This is a genomic window from Sphingobium agri (assembly GCF_023051225.1).
GTDB classification, from domain to species: Bacteria; Pseudomonadota; Alphaproteobacteria; order Sphingomonadales; family Sphingomonadaceae; genus Sphingobium; species Sphingobium agri.
Genome location: NZ_JALKHS010000018.1, coordinates 44598 through 57424 on the forward strand (window position 1 = coordinate 44598; position 12827 = coordinate 57424).

The following is a 12827-nucleotide window of genomic DNA, read 5'->3' on the forward strand; positions in this document are numbered from 1 at the left end:
GTCACTCCGCAGCGATGGCAATGGGTTCAAGGTGCTGGTGCAATTCGCTTTCCGCACCGGCGGCGCGCTGCGCCCAGGGATCTTCCTGGCTGAAGCTCTGCGAATAGAGGAAGCGTGCGCGCAGAGCCTCGCGGCCTGCGTCGTCCTCGACGATGCGCTGCTTCACATAGTCGACCCCGACGCGCTCGATCCAGGGCGCGGTGCGCTCCAGATAGCGCGCTTCCTCGCGGTAGAGCTGGGTGAAGGCGGCGCAATAATCGAGCGCTTCCTGCTCGGTCGAAACCTTGCAGAGCAGATCGGTGGCGCGGACATGGATGCCCCCATTGCCGCCGACATGCAGTTCATAGCCCGAGTCCACGCAGACCACGCCAAAATCCTTGATCGTCGCCTCCGCGCAGTTGCGGGGGCAACCGGATACGGCGATCTTGAACTTGTGGGGCATCCACGACCCCCAGGTCATCCGCTCCGTCTTGACGCCAAGGCCGGTCGAATCCTGCGTGCCGAAGCGGCACCATTCCGAACCCACGCAGGTCTTCACCGTGCGCAGCGACTTGCCATAAGCGTGGCCCGACACCATGCCCGCGGCATTGAGATCGGCCCAGACGGCGGGCAAATCTTCCTTCTTGATGCCGAAGATATCGAGACGCTGGCCACCGGTGACCTTGACCATCGGCGCATCATATTTCTCGACCACATCGGCGATCGCGCGCAGTTCCTTGGGGTTGGTCAGGCCACCCCACATGCGCGGGACGACCGAGTAGGTGCCGTCCTTCTGGATGTTGGCGTGCATGCGTTCGTTGACGAAGCGGCTCTGCTGGTCATCGACATATTCGCCCGGCAGCGCGCACAGCAGATAATAGTTGAGCGCGGGGCGGCAGGACGAACAGCCGTCCGGGGTGGACCAGTGCAGCTTCTGCATCACTTCGGGGATCGAGCGCATATTCTGCGCCACGATCTCGCGGCGGACATCGTCATGGCCGAAGCTGGTGCATTTGCACATCGTCTTGGGACCCGACTGGACGTCATCGCCCAGCACCACCGCCAGCAAATTCTCGACCAGACCAGTGCACGAACCGCAGCTGGCCGAAGCCTTGCAGGTGGCGCGCACGGCATCCAGGCTGCATGCGCCCTTTTCGATACAACCCACGACCTGGCCCTTGCTGACGCCGTTGCAGCCGCAGATCTCGGCATCGTCCGAGAGCGCCGCAACGGCCGCCTTAGGGTCCAGCGCGCCTCCTCCAGAGGCGAAGGCCTGACCGAAGATCAGCAGGTCGCGGATTTCGCCGACATCTTCCTCGCGCTTCAGCAGGTCGAAATACCAGCTGCCATCCGCCGTGTCGCCATAAAGGACCGCGCCGATGACCTTGTCATCCTTGACCACGACGCGTTTGTAGACGCCGCGTGATGCGTCGCGCAGCACGATGTCCTCGCAACCCTCACCGCCCGAGAAATCACCGGCGGAGAAGACGTCCAGACCGGCGACCTTGAGCTTGGTGGAGGTGACGGAGCCCTTGTATCCCGTGTGCTGATCGGTCAGCCCATCAGCCAGGCTGCGGCACATGTCCCACAGCGGCGCGACAAGGCCATAGACATTGCCGTCATGCTCGACGCATTCGCCGACCGCCAGCACATCGGGGTCGCTGGTGACCATATGGTCATCGACCTTGATGCCGCGATTGACGTCGAGGCCAGCTTCGCGGGCCAGAGCGGTCGAAGGGCGGATGCCCACCGCCATGACGACCAGGCTCGCCGGGATTTCGGTGCCGTCCTTCAGGCGGACGCCCTCGACCTTGCCATCGCCATAGATGGATTCGGTGTTGGCGCCGGTCAGGATGGTCTGGCCCCGGCCCTCCAGCGCGGTCTTGAGCAACCAGCCCGCCGCTTCGTCCAGCTGACGTTCCATCAGCGTGTCCATGAGGTGGATGACCGTCACCTTCATGCCGCGCAGGGTCAGGCCGTGCGCCGCTTCCAAACCGAGCAGGCCACCGCCGATCACCACTGCGTTGCCGCCCTTTCCGGCAGCTTCCAGCATCGTATCGACATCCTTCATGTCGCGGAAGCTGATGACGCCGGGCAAGTCCTTGCCCGGAACCGGGATGATGAACGGATCGGAACCCGTTGCGATCAGCAGCTTGTCATAGCCAACAGTGCGACCCGACTGGCTCGTGACGGTCTTGGCGGTGCGGTCGATGCCCGTCACCGGATCACCCGCGATCAGTTCGATCTGATTGTCGTCATACCATTCGCGGGTATTGATGATGATGTCATCGAAGCTCTTCTCACCAGCCAGAACTGGCGAGAGCATGATGCGATTATAGTTCACATAAGGCTCTGCGCCGAAGATGGTGACGCGATAGCGCCCCGCATCCCGCGCCAACAGTTCCTCGACCGCGCGGCAACCGGCCATGCCGTTGCCAACAACCACCAGATGTTCGCGAACATCCTCCGACGGCACGAAGATATCCTCTTCGTTGGCCGTCTCCGGTCCGGCGTTGTTCTGAAAATCCATCCCTTGACTCCAGACAATAAAAAAGCCGCCATCCGGACCCCTGGGCTTTGAACCCAGAGGTCTGGATGGCGGCTTTGCCATCATTCACGCTTTGACGATCCGTCCGTGGATCACCGCAGCTATGTCAGTTGAGGACAACCTTGTCCTTCGCAGTGCAGCATAGATGAATGGAAAATGGGGTCAAGGTGATTCGGGAGAAACTTTCGCTCGAAATCCCAGAACACTTCCACCCGTTCGCACTGAAACAAAGGGCGGCGGCTCCTCTTCCGAGTGCCGCCGCCTCCCTCTCCAATCACTCTCTGATCAGATGCGCGCGCCGCTGCTCCAGGTCGCCCGCCATCGTGCACGAACCATCGAAATGCCAAGGAAGGCCACCACGCAAAGCCCCGCGAAGATCAGGAAGCCCGGCGCAAAACTGCCGGTGAACTGCTTGGCGATACCCAGCGACGAAGCGAGGTAAAACCCACCAATGCCGCCCGCCATGCCGACCAGGCCCGTCATCACGCCGATTTCCGCCTGGAAGCGCTGCGGCACCAGCTGGAACACCGATCCGTTACCGGCACCCAGCGCCAGCATCGCCGCGACGAAGAAGCCAAGCGCCGAAACCAGCGTGTCAGCGTAGGATACAGCCGCCAGCGCCAGAGCGGCGGCGATATAGACCATCATCAGCGCCTTTACGCCGCCGATCCGGTCGGCCAGCGCGCCGCCCATCGGACGGACCAGCGATCCGGCGAACACGCAACCGGCAGTGCAATAGCCTGCGGTGATCGGCGTCAGCCCGAACTGATCGGTGAAGTAGATTGGCAAGCTCGCGGCAAGGCCGACGAAACCGCCAAAGGTCACGGAATAAAAGCCCATCAGCCACCAGGCATCCGCGCTCTTCAAAGGCTGGAAATAATCCACCAGCTTCTTGGGCGCAGGCGCGTTGGGCGCATTCTTCGCCATCATCATATAGAGGACGAACACGATGGTCAGCGGGATGCAGGCGAGGCCGAGCACAGCGTTCCATCCGAACAGCTTGGCCAGGATCGGCGCGAAGAGCGACGCCAGCACCGTGCCCGAATTGCCCATGCCCGCAAGGCCCATGGCCTTCCCCTGATGTTCAGGCGGATACCAGCGGCTGGCCAGCGGCAGCGCGATGGCGAAGCTTGCGCCTGCAAAGCCCAAAATCACGCCTAGTGCCAGCGTACCGCCAAAGCTGTTGACGCCCATGAACCAGGCGGTGAAGAGGCCCAGGATCACGATGACCTGGCTGATTGCCCCCGCCTGCTTGCACCCGATGCGGTCGACCAGCAGGCCGTTCACCACCCGCAGCAGCGCGCCCGCAAGCGTCGGCACCGCGACCATCAACCCCTTTTCAGCAGGCGTCAGACCCAATGTCTTGGAGATGGACGGGGCGAGTGGCCCCAGCAGCACCCACACCATGAAGGCGAGGTCGAAATACAGAAAGGCAGCGATCAGCGTAGGCGTGTGACCAGCTTTCCAGAAGCTGGTCGAACCCGCTTCCCCCTCACCGCTTTTGTCGCGGTCCCAATAAGCAGTTGCCATCATGCAAGTCCTTCAATCTAAATGAAATGGACATAAAAAAAGCCGCTCTCCGGACGATCGCTTTCACGACATCCGGCCAGCGGCTTTGCTGCAAAATAATGTTGAGGAGAGCGTGCACCCTCTTTGGGCAGGCTCATCCATAAACGCGCATCGTCGCGCGACCCTTATCTTATCCGATGATTCGTTTCATGTTGCAAGGCACAATTTTTCGTCGTTCGCTGGCTTCAAATCCTGCCCATCAAGGATGGGGAGCATTTAGAAACTCGCGAGAAAATCCTCGATCCGCTCAGGATCGAACACCCGCCCGTCGAAGAAGCGATCCGGCCCCAGCGTCAATTCGCCGCGCTTCGATCCCACCGCCAATGGCGAGGCGACAGCGCCCTCCACCTTCATGCTTGCGCCGGGTATCGGCACATTGCTGTCCGCCAGCGCTCGCCGGAATATGTCGGGGCGGAACACGGACCCGGCCTTGGCGGCATTTTCCGCTGTGTGCTCAACCATCTTCCACCGCACGAGCTGCGAATAGAGCCATAGCGCCTGACTGCGCCACGGAAACGGCGTAGCCTCCCGCGAAAAGAGCAGGAAGTCGGGCATATCCACCGGTGGCATATCCGCCCGCGCGGTGATGCGCCCCGATAGCGCCCGCCCGATCACATCGGCAGGCTGGTCGACCAGATGCGGCTGGGACAGCAGGTGCGCCAACGCCTCATGGTTGGCCGGATCGTCGCACCAAGCCGCCGACCGCACCAGCGCGCGGATCAGCGCATCGACGGCCTGCGGATTTTCCTCCAGCCAGGGCGTGCGGAAAGCCAGCACCTTTTCCACCCCGCGCCGCCAGATCCGCTCGCCGATCGCCACCGCTTCGGCAAGGCCCGCATCCACCGCCGCGCTGCCCCAGGGCTCGCCCGCAATGAAGCCGTCAATCTCGCCCGCGCGCATCGCCTCCACGGTCAGCGACGGCGGCACCACGCGCAGCAGCACGTCGCGGTCCGGATCGACGCCAGCGCTCGCCAGCCAATAACGCAGCATGACCGCATGGCTGGAAAAGCGGTGGACGACGCCGATCACCGGCTTGCGCTTCCACAGGCCAATGGCGGCAGCGAAATCATGCGCCGTGCCCAGCGGATCGTCGAGCCGCGCGACCACATCGGGGTCGAGCGCCTGCGCGAATTCGCGCGCCATCACCAGCATATTGCCGTTGACGTTGAGCTTGTAGGGCGCGGCCAGCGGCGCGGGCTGCTGGCTCAACCCCAGCGTCACCGCGATGGCGAGCGGCGCCAGCATGTGGGCGGCCTGCACCTGCCCGAACACCAACCGGTCACGCAATGTAGCCCAGCTGGTCGCGCGGACGAGGTCAAGGGCGATGCCCTCCTCTTCCGCAAAGCCCTTTTCCCGCGCCACCGCCAGCACGGCGGAGTCGGTCAGCGGCAGATAGGCGATGCGCAGGGACGTCGTCATAACCCTCCTCCCAACAGGTCGCTGGCGGTGATCAGGGCCTGGGCGACATCCACGATCTTCTTCCCCTGGTTCATCGCGCCCGATCGCAGCAGCGCATAGGCGTCCGGCTCGCTAATGCCACGCTGGCTCATCAATATGGATTTGGCGCGGTCGATGATCTTGCGGTCGGACAGCGCCGTGCGCGCCTCGTCCAGTTCCGTTTGCAACTTGGCGAAGGCGTTGAAGCGACGCACGGCCAGTTCCAGCACCGGCTTCACCCGTTCCTTGCGCAGGCCATCCACGACATAGGCGGACACGCCCGCATCGATCGCCGCGCCGATCATCGATTCGTCGGATTGATCGACGAACATCGCGATCGGCCGGGCCAGCGCACGGCTGACCGACAGCATTTCCTCCAGCATGTCGCGGCTGGGGCTGCCCAGGTCCATCAGCACGACGTCGGGCGCCATGCGCTCCAGCCGCGCGACGAAGCCGCCGCGCGGGGGAACGATGTGGATATCGTCATAGCCCGCCTCGCGCAGTCCTTCTTCGAGTACCGTCGCGCGCAGGCCGCTGTCATCGATGATGACGATTCGCATGTGGACCCCGACCCTTTTGCCCTTTCAGTGACGGCGATGCTGCGCCGCGTCAATCGGGCGAGCGCGGCAAGGTTGCCTGCGCGCCGCACCTGCTGTACCGCTGCAGACCAATATTCGGAGGATCGACATCATGGACATCAACCTGATCGCACAGCCCCAACGCTTTGCTTTCAGCGAGATTTTTGCCCATGCCTTCGATCACATTATCGCACATCAGCTGGTCCGCGCCTGACGGGACAACCGTCCTTTCGGACATAGATTTTCGTTTCACTCCTGAGCGGATTGGCCTTGTCGGACGCAATGGCGTCGGCAAATCGACGCTGCTCGCCCTCATTTCCGGCAGGCTGAAGCCCACCAGCGGCAGCATTCAACGGGACGGGACCATCGCCGAACTGCGCCAGACGGTACAGGTCGCGCCTGACGAGACCATCGCCGATATGTTCGGCGTGTCCCAAGCGATGGCGCTCCTTTCCAAGGCCGAACGCGGCGAGGCTGACATGGCCGAGTTGGAAGCATGCGACTGGACGCTGCCATCCCGCATTGAGGAGGCTCTGGCGGACACCGGCCTCGAAGCCTTGCCCGAAACGCCACTCAGCCAATTGTCGGGCGGGCAGCGGACGCGGGCGGCGCTTGCCGGAGCGGTCTTCGCCCGGCCCGATTTTCTGCTTCTGGACGAACCGACCAACAATCTCGACGCCGATGGCCGGGCCGCGCTGATCGCCCTGTTCGTACGCTGGCGCGCGGGTGCGATCGTCGTCAGCCATGACCGCGCGCTGCTGGAGGAAATGGAGGCGATCGCCGAACTGACGACGCTCGGCATCAGCCGCCATGGCGGCAATTTCTCCTCCTGGCGGGCACGCAAGGCAGTGGAACTGGCCGCTGCCGAGCAGGACCTCGCCAATGCCCAACGGCATCAAAGAGAGATCGCCAGGCGCACCCAGATCGCTACCGAGCGCAAGCAGCGCCGCGACGCCGCAGGAGCCCGCAAGGGCGCGAAGGGCGACATGCCGCGCATCCTGATCGGCATGAGGAAAGACCGCGCCGAAGGGTCAGGTGGGGAGGCGGCGCGGCTGGCCGAGCGCCTGCGCCGCGAGTCGGAACAGGCAGCGCAAGCCGCCCGGCAAAGGATCGAAGTGGTCGAAAGCCTGACGGTCGCCCTCCCTTCCACCGCTGTGCTGCCGGGGCAGCGGATAGTGACGCTCGATCATGTCACGGCGGCGCATGACCCCGACGCACCGATCCTCAAGGGGCTGTCCTTCACCGTCAACGGCCCGGAACGCATCGCGATCATCGGCCCCAATGGCGCGGGCAAATCCACGCTGCTCCATGTGATCGCCGGTAGCCTTCCGCCGCTGTCCGGACAGGTCGATCGGCACGTCGCCTGCGCGCTGCTGGACCAGAAGGTGGAGCTGCTCGATCCGGCCGCCAGCATCGCGGACAATTTCGCGCGGCTGCATCCGGACGCCACCCATAATGAGGTGCGCGCCGCCCTTGCCCGCTTCCGGTTCCGCGCCGACCTCGCGCTGCAAAAGGCGGGGAGCCTCAGCGGCGGGCAGCTGCTGCGCGCGGGGCTCGCCTGCGTGCTGAGCGGCGCGATGCCGCCGCCGCTGCTGATGCTGGACGAGCCGACCAACCATCTGGACCTGGACAGCATCGCGGCGATCGAACAGGGCCTGCTTGGCTATGACGGCGCGCTGATCGTGGTCAGCCACGACCCGGCCTTCCTGCGCGCCATCGGCATCGATCGGGAGATCAGCCTGCCTTAATGCGCCGCCGACATGTCCACGCGCGCCACCGGCTTCGGCGCGACCCATACCAGCGCGGCTGCCACGAACAGGATCAAGGATGCGATGAAGAACACATGGTTCATCGACAATACCGTCGCTTGCTGATCAACCAGATTGGCGAGCATTTGCGGCGTCTGCTCAGACGAAAGTCCGGTTCCGGAGAGCCGCGAACCCACATCGGGCGCGAGCGCCGACACCATTTCATTGCGCGCGGTCCGCTGGCCATTGCCCCAGCCTGTGAGGACGACGGAGGTTGAGATCGCCACGGCCATGGTGCGCAGGAAATTCTGCATGCCCGCCGCTGATGCCGTCTCTTCCGGATTGACCGAACCCAGGGTCAGCGTCGTGAGCGGAATGATGAAGAAGGGCATCGCCAGACCCTGCACGACCTGCGGCAGCGAAAGCGTCCAGAAATCAGCTCCGCTCGTCCACCCGGCGCGCCACATCGTGACCATGCCCATCCACGCGACAGACGCCGATATCAGGATGCGCACATCCACTTTGCTGACCGCGCGGCCCGCCAGCGGCGCGACAAGAATGGACGTCATGGCGGTGAAGGCCGTGACGATCCCAGCCCAGACGGCGGTGTAGCCCATCGATATCTGGAGCCATTGGGGAATGATGACGATCCCCGCGAAATAGGCCCCGAAGCAAAGCGAATATGTCAGCACCCCCGATGTAAAGCCGACATGGCGGAACACGCGCAGGTCGACGATCGGATGCTCCTCGGTCAACTCCCAGATGATGAAGACGAGGAAGCCGATGCCCGCCAGCACGGCGAGCGCCAGGATCATGGGATCGGCGAACCAGTCATGATCCCGGCCGGTGTCCAGCATGATCTGAAGACAGCCGATCCAGAATATCAGCAGGGCAAGGCCGATATAATCGATCGGCAGCTTCTTGCGCTCCGTTTCGGCTGGAGCGAGCAGCACCATCGCTGCGAAAACGCACAGCACGGCGATCGGCAGGTTGATGAAGAAGATCCAGTGCCAGCTCCAATTGTCGCTGATATAGCCGCCGATGATCGGCCCCAAGGCTGGCCCGGCGAGCGTCGTCATGGCCCAAAGCCCCATCACCCTTCCGCGCTGCTCGGGCGGAAAAATGCGCATCAGCAAGGTCTGCGACATCGGCATCAACGGCCCGCCGCACAGCCCTTGGCCAATGCGGCACACGACAAGCATGCCGAGCGTCATCGACAGGCCGCAGAGCAGCGAGAAGATGCCAAAGCCGATCATCCCCCCGATGAAGAGCCGCACCGTCCCGAACCGCTGCGCCAGCCAGCCGGTCAATGGCACGCAGACCGCTTCGGCCACCGCATAGGATGTGATGATCCATGTGCCCTGGTCAGGGGAAATGCCCAGATTACCGGCGATATGCGGCACCGACACGTTCGCGATCGTCAGGTCGAGCACGACCATGAAATTGCTCAGCGCCAGCACGAACCCCGCCAGCATCCGCCGCCGGGGGTCCATGAAGAATCTTTCGGCCGCCTCGGTCACGCGCCCGTCCTCAATGGCGCGACAGGTCGATCTCGACCTCGGTCGAGAGGCCTACGCGCAGCGGATGGGCGGCGAGTTCGCGCGGATCGAGCGCGATGCGCACAGGCAGGCGCTGGACTACCTTGATCCAGTTGCCGGTCGCGTTCTGCGCCGGGATCAGCGCCAGCGACGATCCGGTGCCGCCCGAAAAGCCGACGACCTTGCCATGATAGACGACATCCCCGCCATAAATATCCGCAACCACCGTCGCGGGCATGCCGACGCGGACCTGCCGCAGCTGCCGTTCCTTGAAATTGGCGTCGACATAGACTTGGGCAAGCGGCACGATGCTCATGATCGGGTTCCCTTGCGCGACGCGCTGGCCGACCTGCACCTGACGCCGCGTCACGACGCCATCGATCGGCGCGCGGATGATCGTGCGGCCAAGGTCAAGCCGCGCATTTTCCAGCTTCGCCTTGGCGGCAAGCACGGCGGGGTCCGTCTCGATGGTCGATCCGCTGACAAGGGCGTCGTTCGCCGCAAGCTGCCCTTCGGCTGCGCCCTGCGTCGCCCGTGCCGTCGCCACGCCCGCGCGCGCCTGCTCCAGGCCGGCCCGCGCCGCAGCGAACGCCTTGCGCGCGCTGGTCACTTCCTCACCCGAGACCGCGCCTTCGGGCGATAGCGCCTCGCGCCGCTGAAGGTCGACCCGCGCCTTTTCATAATCGGCCTGGGCAGCGGCAAGCTGGGCGTTCGCCTGGGCTATGTCAGCGCCGCGCGCCCGCACCTGGGCGGAAAGCGACGTGCTGGTGGCCGCAGTCTGGCGGAAGCGGCGGCGCGCTTCGGCGAGGTCAGCCTCCGCCTGCGCAACGGCAATCCGCGCGTTGGTGGGGTCGAGCCGCACCAATATGTCGCCGCGCTTCACCGCCTGCGTATCGGTCACCCGCACTTCCACGGCCTGCGCGGAAATGAGTGGCGTCACCTGCGCGATCTCGGCATTCACATAGGCGTTGTCGGTGCTGACATGATTGCGGCCGATCAGCAGATACCAGAGCGCATAGATCGCGCCGATGACCAGCACGGCCAAGCCTAAGCGGACCAGCCATTTCTTGCGCTGCTCCATCCGCGCGCTCTTGTCGGCGCTGCCCGCGTCTGTGCTGGCGGTATCGGCGGTGAATTCGGGGGCTGCATCAGCCATTGGGCAGGTCCTTGGACGAGGTGCCGCGGGAGGCGAAGCCACCGCCCAGCGCGCGAATGAGGGCTATGTCAGTGGAAAAGGTGAGCGCTTCCAGCTCCGCTACGGACTGACGCGCGGAAAGCAGCTGATCCTCGACATTCAGCACGTCGAGAAAGGTGAAAAGCCCGCCGCGATAACGTTTCTGCGCAATCGCATAGGCTTCTTCCGAAGCGGCCAGAGCCGCCCGTGCTTCGGTCAGCCGCTGCTCCAGCAAGCGGCGGCCGGTGACGGCATCCGCCACGTCGCGATAGGCGCCCAGCACGGTCCGGTCGTAATTGGCGACGGCTTCATCAAAGGTCGCCCGCGCGCCCCGATAGCGGCCGCTCAGCTCGCCGCCATGAAAGATAGGCAAGCTGATCGCCGGGCCCACCGTGCCGAACAGCGAATCCTTGCTGAACAGCTTGTCGACGAACGATCGGGGTCCGCTTTGCGAAGGATCGGTGAAGGAGGAGTTGTAGCCAAGCGACTGCACGCCAACCAAGGCGCTCAAGCGAATGGCCGGGAAGAAATCCGCGCGCGCCACCTTGATCCGCTTGGCCGCCGCTTCGGTCCGCGCGAGCGCGGCGGCGACATCGGGACGGCGTGCGACCAGGTTTGTGGTGACATCGGCAGGCAGGCCCAAGCCAGTCAGCGCAGCCAGACGCGGCTGCGTGATGGCAAGGCCGCGATCCGGCCCCGCACCGATCAAAGCAGCGATCTGATGCCGCCGCACAGCGATGGACTGGTCAATGCCTGCCAGCGCGGCGCGGGCTGCGGATACCGTCGCATCGGCCTGCCGCACGCTGCCTTTCGTTTCCAGCCCATTGCGCTGCCGATCCGCCACCAGCTTCTGGCTCGCGGAGCGGATGGCGAGCGCGCGTTCTTGGATCGCCCGTTGATCGAACAGGCGGGCAAGGTCGGCATACGCATCGCCGATGCCGGTCGTAAGCGCCAGCCGCGCCTGCTGCGCATCGAAGCGCGCGGCCTCCGTTTCCGACGTGGCGGCAGCGAGCGCGGCCCGGTTGCGGCCCCAAAGGTCGAGATCGAAATTCAGGTCCAGCGCGACCTGACCCGTGCCCAGCCAGCCCTTGGGCACGAAATCCTTCGGCAGACCCATATTATAGCTCTGCTTCGTCGCGGCGGCCGAACCGTTGAGATCGAGCGAAGGCGCAAGCGGAGCCCCGGCCTGCTGGGCAGCGGCGCTTGCCTGCCGGAAGCGCGCGGCGGCGGCGGCAAGGTCGGGCGATCCCGCCAGCCCCTCCTCCATCAACGCATCGAGTTGCGAGTCGCCATAGGCCTTCCACCATCCGTCGGCGGGCCAGAGCGCGGTGCCCTGGCCGAACGTCTCCGACGCGGCGATGCTGGAAGCAGGCCGGGGCGCAGGCGCCTTGCCCAGGTCGGGCACAGCCGCGCAGGCGGACAGCGCCAGCACCGCCGCCGTCAGGCTTCCAGCATGAAGGAGATGGGTCAATCGACGTGTAGACATAGGAAACCGTACCATGTGGTATGAAAAACGCCTTTGCGCCTGCCGCATGACCTTGTCAACCAAATTATCGTACTATATGGTACGCTTTTATGACAGCCCCGACCGACACTGCCTGCCTGTCCCGCCGCGAAGTCCGGCGCCGCGACCGCCGCGACGCCATTATCGCCGTTGCGAAGCGATCGTTCCTCGAAACTGGTTATGCCGCGACGACCATGTCCTCCATCGCCGCTGAACTGGGCGGGTCGAAGGGCACCTTGTGGAGCTATTTCCCCGGCAAGGAAGAATTGTTCGCCGCCGTCCTGCGCGACGCGACGAAAGTCTATCATGCCAGCCTCGCCCAGTTGCTCGACACCGGGGGCGAGCTTGAACCCACGCTGCTGCGCTTCAGTCACGACCTGCTGCGCAAGGTGACGTCGCCGGACGCAATCGCGCTGCACCGGCTGGTCGCGGCAGAGGCGAGCCGCTTTCCCGAAATGGGCGCGATCTTCCATGAACTGGCCCCGCTCTACACCCGCAACCTGCTGGCCCGTTTCCTTGAAGGAGCGATGGACAAGGGGCAGTTGCGGCGGGCCGATGCCATGCTTGCCGCGCGGACGCTAGTGGTGCTGACGCTCTCGGGCTGTCATCAACAAATGATCTGGGGCGAGATAGATGCACCTGAAGCCAAGCAGATCGACGCCGATGTGTCCTTCGCGGTGGATTGTTTCCTGCGCGCCTATGCGCCCGATGCCGAAGCGCCGAATCCCTGACAGACGCATTAACCATTTTTT

At 64.3% G+C, this 12827-nt stretch carries 9 protein-coding genes; 2 read left to right on the forward strand and 7 right to left on the reverse strand.

Annotation, left to right across the window (positions count from 1 at the left end):
* Position 1 precedes the first annotated feature (1 nt).
* The 4 genes from nirB to MU848_RS15810 form a co-directional block, all read right to left on the reverse strand.
* Positions 2-2509, reverse strand: coding sequence for a nitrite reductase large subunit NirB (gene nirB / locus MU848_RS15795; protein WP_247234077.1), 2508 nt, complete (start codon positions 2507-2509; stop codon positions 2-4).
* Between the two features lie 303 nt (positions 2510-2812).
* A complete protein-coding gene (locus MU848_RS15800) occupies positions 2813-4057 on the reverse strand; it encodes a nitrate/nitrite transporter (protein ID WP_201515067.1) in 1245 nt (414 codons plus the stop codon).
* A 255-nt stretch (positions 4058-4312) separates the two neighbouring features.
* Positions 4313-5515, reverse strand: a complete 1203-nt coding sequence (locus tag MU848_RS15805; protein ID WP_247234079.1) for a CmpA/NrtA family ABC transporter substrate-binding protein — start codon at positions 5513-5515, stop codon at positions 4313-4315.
* Positions 5512-6093 (reverse strand): ANTAR domain-containing response regulator, encoded by a 582-nt coding sequence (locus MU848_RS15810; RefSeq protein ID WP_097090892.1) that lies wholly within the window; start codon positions 6091-6093, stop codon positions 5512-5514. Before MU848_RS15810 ends, MU848_RS15805 begins: the two co-directional genes overlap by 4 nt.
* Positions 6094-6281: 188 nt before the next feature.
* Here MU848_RS15810 and MU848_RS15815 point away from each other — a divergent pair, with 188 nt between their 5' ends.
* Entirely contained in the window at positions 6282-7859 is a 1578-nt protein-coding gene (locus tag MU848_RS15815) for an ABC-F family ATP-binding cassette domain-containing protein (RefSeq protein ID WP_247234081.1), read from the forward strand.
* On the opposite strand, the gene MU848_RS15820 is transcribed toward MU848_RS15815, so the two are convergent.
* From MU848_RS15820 to MU848_RS15830, 3 genes are read right to left on the reverse strand one after another with little or no spacing between them, the layout of a single operon-like run.
* Positions 7856-9352 (reverse strand): DHA2 family efflux MFS transporter permease subunit, encoded by a 1497-nt coding sequence (locus MU848_RS15820; RefSeq protein WP_247234361.1) that lies wholly within the window; start codon positions 9350-9352, stop codon positions 7856-7858. The genes MU848_RS15815 and MU848_RS15820 overlap by 4 nt on opposite strands.
* Before the next feature lie 37 nt (positions 9353-9389).
* The gene (locus MU848_RS15825; RefSeq protein ID WP_201515070.1) at positions 9390-10553 is read right to left on the reverse strand and encodes an EmrA/EmrK family multidrug efflux transporter periplasmic adaptor subunit; all 1164 of its coding nucleotides are present in this window, start codon (positions 10551-10553) and stop codon (positions 9390-9392) included.
* Positions 10546-12057 (reverse strand): efflux transporter outer membrane subunit, encoded by a 1512-nt coding sequence (locus MU848_RS15830; protein ID WP_247234083.1) that lies wholly within the window; start codon positions 12055-12057, stop codon positions 10546-10548. Before MU848_RS15830 ends, MU848_RS15825 begins: the two co-directional genes overlap by 8 nt.
* Before the next feature lie 89 nt (positions 12058-12146).
* On the opposite strand from MU848_RS15830, the gene MU848_RS15835 reads away from it, so the two are divergent.
* A complete protein-coding gene (locus MU848_RS15835; RefSeq protein ID WP_247234085.1) occupies positions 12147-12806 on the forward strand; it encodes a TetR/AcrR family transcriptional regulator in 660 nt (219 codons plus the stop codon).
* Positions 12807-12827 lie beyond the last annotated feature (21 nt).